This window comes from Clostridium sp. MD294 (assembly GCF_000364165.2).
Taxonomy (GTDB): Bacteria; Bacillota; Clostridia; order Lachnospirales; family Anaerotignaceae; genus Coprocola.
The window spans coordinates 805,589-822,505 of sequence record NZ_CP097810.1; the positions used below are offsets into that span (position 1 = coordinate 805,589).

13 protein-coding genes, 1 tRNA gene and 1 pseudogene are annotated in these 16,917 nt (G+C 30.5%); 12 read left to right on the forward strand and 3 right to left on the reverse strand.

Annotation, left to right across the window (positions count from 1 at the left end; genetic code table 11):
- The first annotated feature begins 11 nt into the window (after positions 1-11).
- From C820_RS03880 to C820_RS03900, 5 genes are read left to right on the forward strand one after another with little or no spacing between them, the layout of a single operon-like run.
- On the forward strand, positions 12-2,660 hold the full coding sequence (locus tag C820_RS03880; protein ID WP_004038163.1) for a calcium-translocating P-type ATPase, PMCA-type: 2,649 nt from the start codon (positions 12-14) through the stop codon (positions 2,658-2,660).
- Between the two features lie 27 nt (positions 2,661-2,687).
- On the forward strand, positions 2,688-3,269 hold the full coding sequence (locus tag C820_RS03885; RefSeq protein ID WP_004038157.1) for a TerD family protein: 582 nt from the start codon (positions 2,688-2,690) through the stop codon (positions 3,267-3,269).
- Between the two features lie 26 nt (positions 3,270-3,295).
- A complete protein-coding gene (locus C820_RS03890; protein ID WP_004038156.1) occupies positions 3,296-3,976 on the forward strand; it encodes a TIGR00266 family protein in 681 nt (226 codons plus the stop codon).
- A 20-nt stretch (positions 3,977-3,996) separates the two neighbouring features.
- Positions 3,997-4,590, forward strand: coding sequence for a TerD family protein (locus tag C820_RS03895; protein ID WP_004038154.1), 594 nt, complete (start codon positions 3,997-3,999; stop codon positions 4,588-4,590).
- 23 nt (positions 4,591-4,613) lie between these two features.
- Positions 4,614-5,198, forward strand: coding sequence for a TerD family protein (locus C820_RS03900; RefSeq protein ID WP_004038152.1), 585 nt, complete (start codon positions 4,614-4,616; stop codon positions 5,196-5,198).
- A gap of 37 nt (positions 5,199-5,235) precedes the next feature.
- On the opposite strand, the gene C820_RS03905 is transcribed toward C820_RS03900, so the two are convergent.
- The gene (locus C820_RS03905; RefSeq protein ID WP_004038150.1) at positions 5,236-8,244 is read right to left on the reverse strand and encodes an S-layer homology domain-containing protein; all 3,009 of its coding nucleotides are present in this window, start codon (positions 8,242-8,244) and stop codon (positions 5,236-5,238) included.
- A gap of 584 nt (positions 8,245-8,828) precedes the next feature.
- Between C820_RS03905 and C820_RS03910 the strand changes: the two genes are divergently transcribed.
- From C820_RS03910 to C820_RS03935, 6 genes and pseudogenes are all read left to right on the forward strand, one after another.
- Complete coding sequence (locus C820_RS03910) at positions 8,829-9,650, forward strand: SDR family oxidoreductase (protein ID WP_004038148.1); 822 nt, start codon at positions 8,829-8,831, stop codon at positions 9,648-9,650.
- Positions 9,651-9,731: 81 nt separating this feature from the next.
- Positions 9,732-11,669 (forward strand): BglG family transcription antiterminator, encoded by a 1,938-nt coding sequence (locus tag C820_RS03915; protein WP_004038147.1) that lies wholly within the window; start codon positions 9,732-9,734, stop codon positions 11,667-11,669.
- Between the two features lie 22 nt (positions 11,670-11,691).
- The gene (locus tag C820_RS03920; RefSeq protein WP_004038144.1) at positions 11,692-12,153 is read left to right on the forward strand and encodes a transcriptional regulator GutM; all 462 of its coding nucleotides are present in this window, start codon (positions 11,692-11,694) and stop codon (positions 12,151-12,153) included.
- A gap of 23 nt (positions 12,154-12,176) precedes the next feature.
- Positions 12,177-12,711 (forward strand): annotated as a pseudogene (srlA, locus tag C820_RS03925) (PTS glucitol/sorbitol transporter subunit IIC).
- A gap of 35 nt (positions 12,712-12,746) precedes the next feature.
- On the forward strand, positions 12,747-13,820 hold the full coding sequence (gene srlE / locus C820_RS03930) for a PTS glucitol/sorbitol transporter subunit IIB (RefSeq protein ID WP_004038136.1): 1,074 nt from the start codon (positions 12,747-12,749) through the stop codon (positions 13,818-13,820).
- Positions 13,821-13,857: 37 nt separating this feature from the next.
- Entirely contained in the window at positions 13,858-14,214 is a 357-nt protein-coding gene (locus C820_RS03935; protein WP_004038135.1) for a PTS glucitol/sorbitol transporter subunit IIA, read from the forward strand.
- Between the two features lie 203 nt (positions 14,215-14,417).
- Here C820_RS03935 and C820_RS03940 read toward each other — a convergent pair.
- Positions 14,418-14,505: transfer RNA gene (locus C820_RS03940), tRNA-Ser, on the reverse strand.
- Positions 14,506-14,786: 281 nt separating this feature from the next.
- On the opposite strand from C820_RS03940, the gene C820_RS03945 reads away from it, so the two are divergent.
- Positions 14,787-15,323, forward strand: a complete 537-nt coding sequence (locus tag C820_RS03945; RefSeq protein ID WP_004038133.1) for a cupin domain-containing protein — start codon at positions 14,787-14,789, stop codon at positions 15,321-15,323.
- A 74-nt stretch (positions 15,324-15,397) separates the two neighbouring features.
- On the opposite strand, the gene C820_RS03950 is transcribed toward C820_RS03945, so the two are convergent.
- On the reverse strand, positions 15,398-16,807 hold the full coding sequence (locus C820_RS03950; RefSeq protein ID WP_004038130.1) for an amidophosphoribosyltransferase: 1,410 nt from the start codon (positions 16,805-16,807) through the stop codon (positions 15,398-15,400).
- Positions 16,808-16,917: the final 110 nt, after the last annotated feature.

Sequence of the window (16,917 nt, forward strand, 5' to 3'; positions counted from 1 at the left end):
AAAATAATAAGATGAATAAATTAGGATTGACAGAAGAGCAAGTCCTAAAGAGCAGACAAGAACATGGTGATAATCGCCTAAGCGAAGTAAAATCAGAAGGATTTTGGGACAAACTTAAGAGTAATTTTGGTGACCCTATGATTAAAATACTTTGTGTAGCATTGATTATCAATGTAGTGTTTGCATTTTTGGGACAAACAGAGTGGTATGAGTCTGTAGGGATAGCAATGGCAGTAATACTTGCTACATTTGTATCTACATTTTCGGAATATCGAAATGAAAATGCTTTTCAAAAATTGCAAGATGAAGCTTCTAAAATCAAATGTAAAGTATATAGAGATGGCGAAGTTACAGAAATTTCTATTGATGATATTGTAGTAGGAGATTGTATTATATTGCAATCTGGTGACAAAATACCAGCAGATGGTAATTTAATTGATGGCAACATCAATGTAGACCAATCTGTATTAAATGGTGAAAGCAAAGAAGCAAAAAAGAAAGCAATACCAGAAGAATATCAAGAAGATGAAACCAAAGCGATGGACTTTTTAAATGCTTATAAAGTATTTAGAGGTACTATTGTTTGTTCTGGTAATGGTATTATGGAAGTAACAACAGTAGGAGATAAATCTGTTTATGGTAAAATTGCAAGTGAACTGCAAAGCGATGATGATAGAGAGTCGCCATTAAAAGTAAAGTTAACAAATCTTGCAAATGGTATTAGCAAATTTGGTTATATTGGTGGTGTATTAATTGCAGTAGCATTGTTATTTCAAAGAATTGTAGTACACAATAGTTTTGATATGGCATTGATTTCAGATTACTGCTCTAATTGGATAACAATAGTAAATGACATTGTAGAAGCGGTTATGTTAGCAGTTATTATTATAGTTATGGCTGTACCAGAAGGTTTACCACTTATGATTGCTATTGTTTCTGCTCAAAATATGGGTAAAATGTTAAAAGATAATGTATTAGTTAGAAAAATAAGCGGTATTGAAACAGCAGGTAGTTTAAATATTCTTTTTAGTGATAAAACAGGTACAATTACAAAGGGCATATTAGAAGTTGTTACATTTATGAATGGAAAAGGATTAGAGTGGAATAGTTTAGAAAGAGTAACACCAAAATTAAAAAATATTTTGACAATAAGCATATTAGAAAACACAACAGCTGTAATTTCTCAAGAAGAAGGTAAAAGGAAAATTATAGGAGGAAATGGTACAGATAGAGCTGTATTGGGCTTTTTAACAGGGGACATTCCTTCTTATAATGTGAAAAAAATAGCTTCTGTACCATTTAACAGTGATAATAAATATTCTGCAGCACAAGTTACAGGAGATTTTAATTATACACTTTTAAAAGGTGCACCAGAAAAAATTATTTCAAAATGTAAATGGTATTTTGATGAAAATGGAGAAAAACAGCCATTAAATCCAGATATTGTAAATACAAAAATAAATGAATTAGCTTGTCGTGCTATTAGAGTATTAGGACTTGCAGTATCTGAAAAGGGCATTGAAAATGATGTATTACCTGAAAATGATTATATATTAGTAGGAGTATTAGGTATACGTGATGATGTCCGTCCAGAGTCTATTGAAGCAATACAAGAAGTGCATAATGCTGGTGTACAAGTTGTTATGATTACAGGTGATAGAAAAGATACTGCTGTTGCTATAGCAAAAGAAGCAGGACTTTTAACATCTGATAATGAAATAGTGTTAACAAGTGATGAATTGTTTGCACTTTCTGATGAAGAAATAAAATCAAGACTTAAAGATTTAAGGGTAGTGGCAAGGGCGTTGCCAAGTGATAAAAGCCGACTGGTGAGATTAGCACAGGAATTAAATTTAGTTGTTGGTATGACAGGTGATGGTGTAAATGACTCTCCAGCACTAAAAAAAGCAGATGTTGGTTTTGCCATGGGAGGCGGTACAGAAGTAGCAAAAGAAGCAAGTGATATTGTAATATTAGATGACAATTTTACTTCTATAGATAAAGCAATACTTTATGGTAGAACAATATTTAATAGCATTAGAAAATTTATTATATTTCAGTTAACAATTAATGTTGCAGCAGTATTAGTTTCATTTATGTCACCACTTTTAGGTATGGAAAATCCTTTATCTATTACGCAAATATTGTGGGTAAACCTTGTCATGGACACTTTGGCAGCACTTGCATTTGGAGGAGAACCAGCACTTAAGCGTTATATGAAAGAACAACCTAAACGTAGAGATGAAAATATTGTAAGTAAGTATATGTGGAGTGAAATTATTGTAGGTAGTCTATGGATATTTGTATTAAGTATGGGTATGCTTGTATTGCATGAAGCAGATGCCTTTTTTAGAGATGACCCTTCAAATAAATATATGCTGACAGGTTATTTTGCATTTTTTATATTTGCTTCTGTATTTAATGCCTTTAATGCTAGAACAGAAAAAATAAATCTTTTCGATAATATTAGTGGTAATAATGGATTTTTAAAAATATTACTTTTGATTGTTGTGGTTCAGATAAGTATGACTTATTTTGGTGGCGAAATACTTCGCTGCTATGGATTAACAGCAACAGAATGGTTATTTGTAATAGTATTAGCTTTTACAATTATACCAGTAGATTTAATAAGAAAGCTTATATGTAAAGGAAAGAATTAAAGTTTTTATAAAAAGGAGAGATGATTTATGCCTATTAATTTACAAAAAGGACAAAAAGTGGATTTAACAAAAACAAACCCTGGATTAACAAAAATGTGTATTGGATTGGGCTGGGACATAAATAAATACGATGGAGGAAATGCTTTTGACTTAGATACAGCAGCGTTTTTGTTAGGGGAAAATGGAAAAGTAAGAAAACAAAATGACTTTGTATTCTACAGCAATTTAAACCATGAAAGTGGTGCTGTGGTGCATAAAGGAGATAACAGAACAGGCGAAGGAGAAGGAGATGATGAACAAATATTGATTGATCTTTCTAAAGTACCTGTTGATATAATGAGAATTGCTTTTACAGCAACAATATATGACGCAGAAGCAAGAAAACAAAATTTTGGGCAAGTTTCTAATGCTTATATTAGAGTAGTAGATGAGGCAAATAATAAAGAATTAATTCGTTATGATTTGGGAGAAGACTTTTCTATTGAAACAGCAGTAGTAGTAGGAGAATTATATCGAAATGGTTCAGAGTGGAAGTTTAATGCTGTTGGAAGTGGTTTTCAAGGAGGATTAGCAGCTCTTTGTGGTAATTATGGCATTGAAGTAGCGTAACTTTATATAGAAAAGAGGGGAATAGTATGAAGTATGAAATATTGCATCAAGATGCTTTTCCTATTGTAAGATATCAATTGGAAAAGGGAGAACGTATCAAAGCAGAAGCAGACGCTATGATAGCAATGTCTTCTACAATTGATGTAACAGGTGGCGTAGAAGGTGGTATTAGAAAAGGTTTAACACGTATGCTTTCTGGAGAAAAATTCTTTTTTCAGTATCTTACAGCAACACGAGGAAGTGGAGAAGTTTTATTTGCTCATGCTTATCCTGGAGGTATTATTGATGTAGAATTAGATGGAACATCTGGTTTGATTATACAAAAAAATGGTTTTTTAGCATCTACAGAATATGTTGAAATTGATACAAAAATACAAAATTTGGCAAAGGGATTTTTTTCAAAAGAAGGATTTTTTGTATTAAAAGCAAAAGGAAAAGGCATATTGTTTTTGAGCAGCTATGGTGCTATTCATACTATTACATTAGCAGCAGGAGAAGAGATGATAGTAGACAATGGCCATTTAGTAGCATGGACAGAAGATATGAATTATAGCATTGAAAAAGCATCTAATGGCTGGGTGAATAGTATTATATCTGGGGAATGCCTTGTGTGTCGTTTTAGAGGACCAGGAACAATATGTATACAAACTAGAAACCCTAATGGATTTTCAAATTGGATTTCTTCATTTGGCTTTTCAAAAGGGTGAGTAGTGAAGGAGATGTAAAAATGTCAGTAAATTTACAAAAAGGGCAAAAAGTAGATTTAACAAAAGGAAATGCTGGATTAAAAAGGCTTATTGTAGGATTAGGCTGGGACGAAGCAGAACAAAAAAGAGGTTTTTTAGGTATTAAAAAGAAAAATGATATTGACTGTGATGCTTCTGCTATTGTCTGTTCAGAAAGTGGAAAATTGTTGGATAAAAGTGATATTGTATATTTTGGAAATTTAAGACACAAAACAGATGCAATAATACATTTAGGTGATAATTTGACAGGTGCAGGAGAAGGTGATGATGAACAGTTAATTGTAGAATTAAATAAAATACCTGATACTTATGGAAAAATTGTATTTGTAGTAAATATTTATAAAGCATATGAGAGAAATCAACATTTTGGTATGATTAAAAATGCTTTTATTAGAATAGTAGATGCAGATACAAATAAAGAACTTTGCAAATATAATCTTTCTGAGAATTATGACAATATGGTAGCAATGATATTTGGAGAAGTATATCGTTATAAAGGAGAATGGAAATTTAATGCTATAGGACAAGCTACGCAAGATGCAAGTATTGGAGCATTGGCAGAACATTTTTTATAATATCGTAGTAAGGAGGTGCTTATATGGGTATTAATCTTTCAAAAGGACAAAGAGTAAATTTAGGAAAAGCAATGACATTAGCACTTGTTGGGCTAGGTTGGGATACTAATCAGTATGATGGAGGCTATGACTTTGACTTAGATGCAGCAGTATTTTTATTAGGAGAAAATGGAAAAGTACTAAAAGATGAAGATTTTATATTTTACAATAATTTAGATGGAAGAAATGGTGCTGTAGTGCATACAGGTGATAATTTAACAGGTGATGGAGAAGGCGATGATGAAGTTATATTGATTGACTTTAAAAAATTACCTGATGAAATTAAAAAAATTGCTATTACTGTTACTATACATGAAGCAACTCAAAGAGGGCAAAATTTTGGACAAATTTCAAATGCTTATGTTCGTGTTGCCAGACGTTCTAATGAAAATGATATGATAGGAATAGAAGAACTTAAATATGATTTAATGGAAGAGTTTTCTATTGAAACTGCTATTGTAGTTTGTGAAATATATAGATATGGGAATGATTGGAAATTTAATGCTGTAGGTAGTGGCTATCAGGGCGGATTAGAAGCACTTTGTAAAAGTTTTGGTGTAAATGTATAGTGAAAATAGCTGTTCTCAAAAGAGAACAGCTATTTTATTAATTATCTAAAGTATTTGAGAGAATAGGAATGCTTATGTCTACATAATTTGGGGAGGTAAATGCTATAGAAGGGTCTATTGTACTGATTATAGTGAATTTACCAGTTATACCAATAGAGGAACTTCCGCAAAAGTAACCCAACACATCAAATTCTAGTGTCCAATATTTAGATATTATTTTTTGAGCAGAGTTTAAAATTGCTTCACAGCAAAATTCTTTTATTTCTTGTTCAAAGTCAGGAATATCTGTGTCTAGTACAGAAATATTTATGTTTTGTTCTAATAAATAATTTAGTTCTTTTTCTGCTAATTCTTCTGTAGGAATTGGGGGCGTAGCTTCAAAAGTAACTAATACACATAAATAATTTGCATTAGAACGTTCTTTGTCTATTGAAATATCTATATCTGTATCTATAATATCTAATTTAGGTAGTATATCATTTTGAAAAGCATAAGGTTTATTTGCTTTTAGCATAATTTCTGCAGTATAAATAGTATCTGGCTCAAATGAATTTACAATTTCATCAGTATTCATTGCATTTTTCCAACAAAAAGAATGTATAATATATTGTGTTTCATTACTAGATTGTACTGTAGAAGTAGTTTGTTCTCCTATCATAGGAATTTTTAGACGATAAAGCATAATATCCTCAATAGGTAATGCTGCAGAATAAGTTATAGTTTTTTCAGATATGGCAGAACAAATATTATATTGTACTGCAATAGCCTTAATAGTAATAGAACTTTCTGATGTAGATTGAGGAGGCAATAATGTAACAGGTTCTGTGTATAGTATGCTTTCTGATGTTGGTTCATTACCATCTAATGTATAGTAATACATTGTATTTTCTTGAATATTTTCTATTGAAAATATGACATTTTCATCACCATATTGAGGTAATGTATTATTTATAGATAATTCTGGAGGTGTAATTACTTTTTCAGAAAGTATTCTTTTTTCTTCAAAATCATGTAGAGCAGATTGTAGTATATTATATTGATTTTGTATTTGCTGTTGTGTTAAATTTTCTTTTTGTAATAATTTTTCTGAAAGGAATAGAATATCTTTAAATGAAATAAAATCATTTTCAGTAACATAATATTTTCCTACTGGAATTTTCTCTTCTGCATATTTAATAAGTGTATCATTTAATATTGTTTTACATTGTTGAATAAGTTTTTGAAAGTGTTCTGTATCTACTGTGCTTATTTCAATACCTTCTATTGTAATAAAATTTGTATATACATATAAGTCATTACTGTATATTTTTATAGGTGTATTGTGATGCTTTGCTGTTAATATAGTGTTGTGAGTAGGTGATGTTTGAATATGATAAAATGCAATATCTTCTAATTTATTTACAACTTGAGTAATATTATTTTGATATTCTAAAAGTAATGAGATACCTGAAAGAGATAAAGTGTCGCCTTCTTTATACTGTAATTTTTTTGGATATGAAATCAGTGTAATATTTTGTAATATAGCAGTTTCCACTGTAGCATTTTCTACTGAAATAGTTTCTGGATTTAAAACAATAATGCTGTGAACAGTACCATTATTTTTTACTGTACTACCTAAACAATGAGAAAAAGAAAGCAGTTGATTTAATTCGGCATTATTTTTTATAGTAATATGACATTGTGTATTTTCATAAAGAGTAATATTTTCTACTATAGCAAAATCTGAAATGTTAATATCAGCATTTGTATTTTCTCCTAAATGAATATAAGAAATATTTCCTTTTCCATTTACATTTATTTTATTAATGATACCATTTGCAGAAATACTAGCATCTGTATTTGGTATCATTTTTATAGTATTGATTTGAGTATTACTGTCTGTGGTAATGTTAGAAAAAATCTGTGCAGTATCTGTAATTGTAGTGTTATCTATTAGAGTTGTTTTATTATAACATTTTAAATTTGTTATTTGAGTATTTCCTGATATTGTTGTTTCTGCTTTTGTAATAAATGTTTTTATAATATTATTTTCTGAATTTATAATAACAGGTGTAGAAGTAGTCAAATGTTTTATTTTTGTATTGCCTTTTAAATATAATGTAGGTATTTTATCTGTTTGAATATCGGAAATAATTTCTACATTTCCAGTAAATTTTATATTAAGTAATTCCATAGAAATATCTTCTAATTTTATTTTTACAGTTGTATATTGTAATGTTTTTCCATAAAATTCAGTGATGTTATCTTTTGTAATAATTAAAGTTTTTTCAGTGTTTTTATTTTGTTCATTTGATGTATAAAGATTTCTGTCACCATTTTCCCAAACTATTTTTTTTAATGTTTTTTGATTATTATCAATGTTACCTGGTTCTAGCATATTTATTTTAATACTGTTTTCATTAGAATTTTCTATAATATCATTTTCAGATGCTTCATTTTTATGTAATGTATTACTTTTGTCTATTCTGTCAAGCATAGAAATTGCTTCTGCTCTTGTCATATTTTGATTTGCTCTAAAAGTGCCATCTTCATATCCAGAAATATAACCAGCATTTAACATAGCATATACTGCATTTTTTGACCATATTGGAATATCACTATCATCTTTTAAAGCAGTGCCATTTGTGGTATTGGTAGGAAGTTGTAAAGCATTACTAATAATTAGTGCTGATTGTGCTCTTGTAATCATTTCGTTAGGGCGAAATGTATTGTCTTCAAATCCAGAAATAATATGATTGCTAACAGCTTTTGATATATCCTCATAAAACCAGTCGCTTGTGTTGACATCACTAAAATTTACAATAGCATTTTGTTTTATAGTAATAATGCTGTGAAGCAAATGAATAAATTCTGCTCTTGTGATAGCATTATCTGGACGAAATGTGTTGTCTTCGTATCCTTTTATTCTTTCTTCTGATTGCCATTGTAATATTGTATTTTCTGCCCAATGCCCTGTTATATCACTAGGTATAGGTGAAAAGGCAAATGCCATTGTAACATGATTAAGTAATAAAAGCATTAAAATTAGAATTTTACTATATTTCATATAAATATTCCTCCCTTTCTTTTTTGTTTTTACAAAGAAAATATTTTTTTGCAAAAACATCTTTTGATGTGTACAAAATGCACAAAATTTAATCTACATATTTATATTTTTTTATAGTAACATATGCTTTATAAAAGTCAATAGAGAAAATTTTAGCTTTTTTATGAGTTTCACAAATCATTATAAGAATATATATTTGTATTAACGAGAAAATAAAAGAAAAATTTTAAAAAAGTGTTTAAATTAGTGATATAAAGGCAATATTTTAGTTGTAGAGTTTTCAAATTGTTAGGGTTTTACTAGTAATTTGTACTAATATAGTAGTTAAAATGTGGCGAAATTTAATAGCAAAAAACAAATAATGTCACAAATTTCGAACAACATTATTTTTAGGAAAAATCATTGACTTACAACATATAATCAATTTTAGCATGACATTAAAGTACATTTTTATTGTAAAATATAGTTTTGTCACTGTTTTTCAAAGGGAGTGAAAAAGAATGTATTAATTGGAGTACCGTTTTTATTTATAATAAAGCTACAAAGAGAACGATAAAATTAATTTTTAAAGGGGGAAACACATTATGAATAAAGATTGGCTTGAATTAAATGGAAAAACTGTTATTGTAACAGGAGGAGCATCTGGCATTGGGAAAGCAGTATCACAGGAGTTTTTAAATCAAGGTGCAAATGTAGTAGTATGCGATATGAACCCAGAAGCACCTACATTTGAAACAAATGAAAACAGTGGTAAATTATTGTATGTTGTAACAAATGTTACAAGTATGGAAAGTGTTCAATCTATGGTAGACAAAGTAGTAGAAACATTTGGCGGTGTAGATGTTCTTGTAAACAATGCAGGTATAAACATTCCAAGATTGTTGGTAGACCCAAAAGAGCCAAAAGGACAGTTTGAATTAGATGAAGCTGTTTGGGACAAAGTAGTAAATGTTAATTTTAAAGGTGTATTTTTCTGTGCTCAAGCAGCAGCAAGAGAAATGGTAAAAAAAGGAGAAGGCGTTATTGTTAATATGTCAAGTGAAAGCGGTTTAGAAGGCTCTGAAGGACAAAGTGTATATGCAGCAACAAAGAATGCTGTCAATTCATTAACACGTTCTTGGGCAAAAGAACTTGGCAAGTTAGGTGTTAGAGTAGTGGGGGTAGCACCTGGAATATTAGAAGCAACAGGATTACGTACAATACAATATGAAACAGCATTAGCTTATACAAGAGGTATTACAGTAGATGAATTACGTGCTGGATATAGCAAAACATCTACCACACCTTTGGGCAGAAGTGGAAAATTAACAGAAGTTGCAGACTTAGTTTGTTATATGGCAAGCAAAAGAGCAAGCTATGTACATGGTGTTACATTTAATGTAGCTGGAGGAAAGACAAGAGGTTAATTTACTGCTTTTAGTCGTATGAGCGTGTATAGACAGTATGAAAAGTGTAATAAAGATTTTTCAGGGGGAGGCTAAAACGGTATGAACAACTATTTTGCAGAAGATAGAAAATTTTTAATTATAAAGCTATTGCAGCAAAATAATGTGATTGCTCTTGCAGAATTAGCACAAAAACTTAATGTCAGTACACGAACAATACGAAATGATATTAAATTATTAAATGAGTTATTGGAAGATGCCGCTTTTATTGAAATGGAACAAGGAGAATGTCGTTTTTATATTACAGACCATTATGAGTTAGAAGAAAAGAAAATTTCTTTAGAAAAAATGCAAAGGGATTTTGATTCTCCTCAAAAAAGAGTAGCTTATATTATAAAAACACTTATGACAAACGATACACATTATTCTACAGAAGAATTAGCGTATAGCATGAATTTAGGTAGAACAACACTGTCTAATGAAATCAAAAAGCTGAACAAAGTTTTATATAATTATGGTCTTTCTATTGAAGGAACACAAAGTGCAGGTATTCGTTTAAAAGGAAAAGAGTTTCAGTTAAGGCTTTTCATATTAGAAAATATATATGATATATTGTATGAAGGATGTACAATACAAGAAAATATACAAGATAGTATTATTACATTGCTGCAAAATTACGGTTTAGAGAGTACTACAGAAAAGAACTTTTTTCAGTATGTTGTAATATCAGCAGATAGAATACAGAGTGGTCATAGCTTAGATACTATGGATAAAAAGTTTTATACATTGCAACAAAGCAATGCTTGGAATATTACACAAGCAGTAATAAAAGAGTTACGACCACTTTTAAAACAAGATTTTAACATAGAAGAAAAACTTTTTATGACAATTCCTCTTGCTGGTATGAGAACACCCACTGATTTAGAAAATATTTCTAAAATGGAATTAAAACAAAATATTGAAGAAGTGATTGAAGAAATTATTGAAAGAATAGGATATGAATTGGAGTTATATTTAAAAAAAGAGAATTTACAACAGGACTTTTATTATCATATTTCTTTTATGGTGAATAGGCTCCAGTTCGGCTATATGCTAAAAAATCCTTTGGCAGAGGAGATTACTAAAAAATATCCTCTAGCTTACAAAATGGCAAAAATTGCAGCGAAAGTAGTAGAACAATATTATGATGTTACTGTGCCAGAAGATGAAATAGGTTATATTACAGCATATTTTGGAGTTTATATATTAGAATATAGTATTGTACAACAAAAACCATGTCGTATTGCTTTGATATGCAGTACAGGAAGAGGTACAGCAAGATTGATTGCCTCCCAATTGAAAAAACTACTTGACCATAATGCAGAAATGGATTTGTATTCTGAAAAACAGATATCAGTAGAATTATTAGATAGTTATGATATAGTATTTTCTACTATAAAAATACCACTTCAAACTAAAAAACAGATTATTAGAATTAAAGATATTTTTGATGAAAAAGAGTTATTATTGCATATACAAAAAGTAAAATATCTTGAAAAAGTTGATTTTTTGGGAGAAGAAACAAGTGGTGTGTCATTGATTGCTGCACTTCTGGAAGAAAATACATTTTTCTTGTTAGATGAAAAAAAGGGGTACTTAGACAATACAAAAATGATGATAGAGCACTTAACAAAGCAAGAGCTTGTAGACAAACAATTTGAGCAAAGAATACTAGAAAGAGAACAAAATTCTACTATGGTATTTGGACATAATGTAGCATTTCCTCATGCCATCAATGAACAAAGAGAAGGAAAATTAGTATTAGCTTTGGGAGTATGTGCTAAAAATTTGCCGAGTGAAAATGGAGAAGAAGTAAAACTAATATTTCTGCTTGCTTTACCAGAACAGAAAGAATTAGATGACTCTGTGTTGGTAAGGATATATGATGAACTAATTTCTATTGCACAAAATGAAGAATATATTGCAGAAATTACAAAAGCAGAAAGTTATAAACAGTTGGTAAGATGTTTTATAAAATTAGGTATAGGGAACTTACTATAACATTTTGAAAGGAGACTTTGCCATGAACTTTTGGTTAGTTGCATGTTTGCTAGGAGGCGGATATTTAATACAGTGTTTGTTTGGACTAATGCAGATGAAAGACTTTTCAAAAACATTCCGCCCTTTGAGAAAAATGGGCAGAGTAGCAATAGGCAGAACAAATGGAGGACTTAGAGCAGGTGCGATTGTCATGTTTGCTATTGATGAAAACGGTGTAATATTAACAGGAAAAAGAATGATGGGAGTAACGGTTCTGGCAAAGTTTAAAGATTTTACTGGTTTTGAAGGAAGAAACATTGGAGAACTGACACAGAAAGATGTGGAAAAATTGCCAAAGCCTTTACGTAAAGCGATATTAGATGCTGTGATGAATTATAATATTATTATGAGTGGTGGCGAAATTCCTCCAAGACTGAGTCTATTCCAAAAAATAGGACAAAAACTTTCTCCTAAAAAAACAGTGATGACAACAAAAACAGAGTAATTAAAAAAAGGAGTGTAAAGTTTATGGATTATGTAATTAAGTTTGCGGAAGCTTTTATGAATTTATTTAATACAGGTGCCTCAACATTTATTGGTTGGATGAGTGGTATTGTACCAGTAGTATTGATGCTTTTGATTGCTATGAACACGTTAATTCATTTAATTGGTGAAGAAAGAATAAACAAATTAGCACAAGCATCTACTAAAAATCCTTTGTTACGCTATATGATATTACCATATTTAGGTGCATTTATGTTAGGTAATCCAACAGCACTTTCATTAGGTCGTTTTATGCCAGAAAGATTAAAACCAAGCTATTATGCTTCTGCTAGTTATTTCTGTCATACATCAAGTGGTGTATTCCCACATATCAATCCTGGTGAGGTTAGGAATTGCAGAAGGTATTTCTACATTAGGACTTAGTACAATGCCTTTAGCAATGCGTTATATGTTTGTTGGTTTAGTTATGAACTTTGTAAGCGGCTGGGCAACAGATTTTACAACAAAATTTGTTATGAAACAGCAAGGTATTGAATTAAGCAATGAATTGAAAATTTGATAAATCACTTATAAATTCGAAGGGGGATAATATATATGGCAGAATATAATGCAATTAAAATTGTAAAGGGCAGTGGCGGGTTTGGCGGCCCATTGGTAGTAAAGCCAGAAGAAGGTAAAGATAAATTAGTATATATTACAGGTGGCGGTGCAAAACCTGATATAGTAGATAAAATTGTAGAATTAACAGGCTGTGAAGCAGTAAATGGATTTAAAACATCTGTGCCTGAAAAAGAAATATTTTTAGTAATTATTGACTGTGGTGGTACACTTCGTTGTGGTATTTACCCACAAAAAAGAATACCAACAATTAACGTTATGCCAGTTGGTAAAAGTGGCCCTATGGCAAAATATATTGTAGAAGATATTTATGTTTCTGCAGTTGGTGTAAATCAAATTAGTGATGCAAATGGAGAACCTGTTAATGCAGCAGCACCTGGTTCTACTGTATTAGGTAGTGTTTCTGAAAGCAAAGCTCCACAAGCAGCAGCATCTGCTCCTAAAGAAGAAAACAAAGACGAACGTCAGTTTAAATATAGTGCAGATAAAAAAGTATCTCAAACAATGGCAGAAGGCAACAAAGGCGGCATTGTAACAAAAATTGGTATGGCTGCTGGTAAAGTAATCAACACATTTAACCAAGCAGCAAGAGATGCAGTACAAACAATGATTACATCAATTATTCCTTTTATGGGATTTGTTTCACTGCTCATTGGTTTAATACAAGGTTCTGGTTTTGGTGATATGTTCGCACAGTTGTTAATTCCTTTGGCTGGTACAGGTATTGGTCTTGTAGTATTAGGTTTCATTTGTTCTATACCATTCCTTTCTGTATTGCTTGGACCTGGTGCAGTTATGGCACAGGTAATTGGTACATTGATTGGTGTAGAAATTGGTAAAGGAAATATCAATCCAAATTTAGCATTGCCTGCATTATTTGCTATAAATACACAATGTGCTTGTGACTTCGTACCAGTTGGTCTTGGTTTGGCAGAAGCAGAACCAGAAACAGTAGAAGTTGGTGTTCCAGCGGTATTATATTCCAGATTTTTAACAGGTGTACCACGTGTATTGGTTGGTTGGCTTGCAAGTATTGGTATGTATGTGTAAAATATAAAGTATAAAAAATAATAAGGAGGAAATTGATATGGCAGTAATTTATGACAACAAAGTAAAAGGATTAGGAGCTTGTGTAGCAGAATTTGAAGGAATGTTTATATTGTTTGGTGACAATGCACCAGATACATTAAAAGACTATTGTTATACAATCGATGTAAACCCTATTCAACAAGAAATTAAAGCAGGACAAAAAGCAGTCATTGACGGAAAAGAATATAACATCACAGCAGTTGGTGATGTTGTAATGCAAAATCTTGGAAATTTAGGTCATGTAACATTTTCTTTCACAGGAGAAACAGAAGCAGAATTACCAGGTACTATTTATTTAGAAGAAGCAACTGTTCCTAAATTGGAAGTTGGCAGTACCATACAAATTATTGCATAATATGTGTTGAAGTGTTTTATTATAGTTACTATCACTGCTAAGCATTGCTTAGTATAGTGATAATATGTTATAAGCATTACATAGTAAAATCCCAATCTTTTAAAAAGATATCAGATAATAATTTATTCTGATATCTTTTTTTTAATTAATATTTAATGATACAAAAAAAAGAACATCTTATATAAAAGATGTTCTTTTTTAAACGGAGAAGGAGGGATTTGAACCCTCGCGCCGCGCAAACGACCTATACCCTTAGCAGGGGCACCTCTTCAGCCACTTGAGTACTTCTCCAGAAGTTTATGACCTACTGTAAGCAATACTATATCATAAAAAAGAATACTTGTCAAATGTTTTTTTATTATTTTTAAAATAATTAATGATAGAAAATAATATTTTTATTATTGCAGCAAAAACTAATTTTATTCATAAAAAATAATAAAAATATTAATAAATATTTACTACTATAATAATACAAATATAGGTATAATGTTTGACAAAATTATGCTTGTAGCAATATATAAAAAATGGTAAACTAAATAGGAAATAATTTCTTTGTTATAAGGAGAATGTTTATGGATTTTAATATGGGACAAAAAGTAAAACAACTGCGTAAATTAAAGGGTTTAAGTATATTGCAGCTTTCAGAAATCTCGGGAGTAAGTACAGGCTTAATTAGTCAAATTGAAAGAGATTTAGTAGTACCAACAGTTGTAAGTATATGGCGTATTGCAAAAGCACTAAATACTAACATTGGTTTCTTTTTTGAAAACATAGAAAAAAAACCTAATATTGTTATGAAAAAAGGACAACATAAATTAATTATTACAAATAATGGAAATAGTACTTATCAAATACTTTCACCATATGATACAAACCATATAATAGATTTTGTAAAAGTCACATTAAAAGGAGGACAAACTTATGAAAGAGAGGAATGTGGCTATGTATTGAAAGGAACATTAACATTACAATTAAATGGAGAATATTATGAGGTAGAAGAAGGAGATAGTGTTTATTTTGAAAGTACAATTCCTCATAAGTATATTAATTTACAGAAAGAGGAATGTGTTTCTATATGGGCAATGACACCACTTTTTTTTGATAAATGAAAAAACTCACTTATATTAAAAAGTGAGTTCTTTGACAGTTTGACCAATGCTTTGCATTGGTTTTTTAATTATTTTTATTCTTTTCCATTCCAGCAATAAGTACAAAGGCAATTTGCTGGTATACCAATAGAAGCCAGCAAATCGTCCAAACGATGATAACGCAAAGATGTAAATTTTAATTGTTTACAAATTTGTGATAACATATCCTGATATTTTGTGCTGTCTGGGTCTGCATATTCTTCTAATGTACTAACAGCATTTTTTCCTTCTCTTTCAAATATAATTCTTCTAGTAATCAAGTCCATTTCAGAATTAGAACGAGAAAAATTCAAATATTTACAACCAAAAAGCAAAGGAGGACAAGCTGGCCTAATATGTACTTCTTTTGCACCACTTTGATATAATAATTCTGTTGTTTCTCTTAGCTGTGTTCCCCTTACAATAGAGTCATCTATTAAAAGTAAACTTTTATTACGAATTAATGTTTCTACAGGTACTAATTTCATACGAGCAATTAAATTTCTTTGACTTTGATTTGTTGGCATAAAAGAACGAGGCCACGTAGGCGTATATTTAATAAAAGGTCTTGCAAAAGGAATACCAGAACGATTAGCATATCCTATGGCATGAGCAATACCAGAATCAGGAACACCTGCTACAATATCTGGTGAAATACTATCATTATCCCTTTTTGCAAGCATATCTCCACAATTATAACGCATTTGCTCTACATTAACACCTTCATAACAAGAAGTAGGATAACCATAATATACCCAAAGAAAAGAACAGATTTTCATTTCTTTATTTGGAGGAGAAAGTACTTCATAGCCATCTGCTGTCAAAAATATAATTTCTCCTGCACCAAGCTCTCTTACATCTTCATAGCCTAGATTAATATATGCAAAACTTTCAAATGAAACACAATAAGCTCCTTCTTTTTTACCTATTACCAAAGGAGTTCTACCCATACGGTCACGAGCTGCATAAATGCCTTCGTTTGTCATAAGCAATATGGTCATAGAACCATCAATTAAACTTTGTGCATAACGAATACCTTCTACAATACTATCTTTCTGATTAATCAAAATAGCAGTTAGTTCCGTTGGATTAATATTTCCTCCGCTCATTTCTAAAAAATGGCTATTTCCTTTTTCATAGGCATGTTTTACTAACTCCTGTATATTATTAATTTTTCCTACTGTTGTAATGGCAAAACTACCCAAATGAGATTGTATTAAAAGAGGCTGTGGTTCATAATCTGAAATACATCCAATGCCAATATTACCAGTAAGTTCTTCTACATCTCTTTCAAATTTTGTACGAAAGGGAGAATTTTCAATATTATGTATAGCACGATTAAAACCATTTTCTCCATATACTGCCATACCACCTCTACGAGTACCTAAATGTGAATGATAATCTACTCCAAAAAATAAATCTAATTCACAATCTGTTTTTGATGCCACACCAAATATACCACCCATATGCAACGCTCCTTTTCTAAATGTTCTGATGGCAATAAAATAATTCTTTTTACTTTATCATTATAACGAAAAATATCATTTCTGAAAATGCTGTTTTTCAAAAAATAATA